A 1,231-nucleotide genomic window follows, 5' to 3' on the forward strand; every position below is an offset into this window, starting at 1 on the left:
TGAATCGCCCCGGCTTTCCTAGACACTCTCCAAGCTTTGGAAATAGCGCTTTTCAAACTCCACTGGCGATAGCTGCATAGCGCTGCTGTGCCGGCGTTTGGGGTTATAAAACATCTCGATGTAATCGAACACATCACTGCGGGCTTCTTCGCGGGTGCCGTAGATTTTCCGTCGGATGCGTTCCCGCTTCAGCAACTGGAAAAAGCTTTCCGCTACCGCGTTGTCGTGGCAGTTGCCACGTCGACTCATGCTGCTGATCAGGTTGTTAGCCTTGAGGAAACTCTGCCAGTCCGAACTGCTGAACTGGCTGCCCTGGTCGGAGTGGATCATCACTTCCTGCTTGGGCTTGCGCCGCCACACCGCCATCAGGAGGGCATCGATGGCCAGGTCGCTGCACATTCGTGACTTCATCGACCAGCCGATCACCTGGCGTGAAAACAGATCTAGCACTACCGCTAAGTACAACCAGCCCTCATAGGTGCGGATGTAGGTGATGTCGGTGACCCAGACCTTGTTCGGCTCACTGACGTTGAACTGCCGCTCCAGACGATTGGGCGAAGCCACCGTCGGCCGCCCGCCATAATAGCCGGGACGCCGCCGATAGCCGGTTTGTGAGCGCAGCCCTTCTCCCCGCATCAGGCGAGCCACGCGGTGCCGGCCACAGGACTCCCCCAGCTCACGCAGGTCGTCGTGAATCTTGCGATAGCCGTAGACCCCACCGCTTTCCAGCCAGGCATGTTTGATCAACCCGAGCAGGCGCTGATCTTCCTTGGCGCGCACGGATTTCGGCTCGGCCAGCCAGGCGTAGTAACCGCTGGGATGCACTTTCAGGGTCTGGCAGAGGCGTCGAACCGGGTACTCCACCGACAGCTTGCTGATGACGGCGTACTTCAGCCGGACTCCTTGGCAAAGTACGCGGCGGCCTTTTTTAGAATGTCTCGCTCTTCGGTCACTCGCTTGAGTTCGGCGCGCAGACGACGCAGTTCGGCCTGCTGATCGTCTTCTTGCTGCCGCTGCTCCTGGGGCTTGCTGTAGCGCTTGATCCAGACATACAGGCTGTGCACCGACATGCCTAATCGCGCTGCCACCTCGGCTACGGGGAGGCCGCGCTCGGTCACTTGCTTGACCGCTTCGATTTTGAATTCTTCGGGGTAACGCTGGTTGCTCATGGCACCTCCTAATGGGCCTCATTATGAGGCTTGGAGGTGTCTACGAAACTAGGGGCGATTCA

1 protein-coding gene is annotated in these 1,231 nt (G+C 58.8%); it reads right to left on the reverse strand.

Annotated features, from left to right (window positions below):
- Window positions 1-18: 18 nt before the first annotated feature.
- A protein-coding gene (locus tag MJ122_RS29980) for an IS3 family transposase (protein WP_239747206.1) occupies window positions 19-1,169 on the reverse strand; the annotation gives its coding sequence in 2 pieces (ribosomal slippage) (window positions 19-926 and window positions 926-1,169; 1,152 coding nt in all).
- Window positions 1,170-1,231 lie beyond the last annotated feature (62 nt).

This window comes from Pseudomonas sp. DP-17, from assembly GCF_022380625.1.
GTDB classification, from domain to species: Bacteria; Pseudomonadota; Gammaproteobacteria; order Pseudomonadales; family Pseudomonadaceae; genus Pseudomonas; species Pseudomonas nitroreducens_A.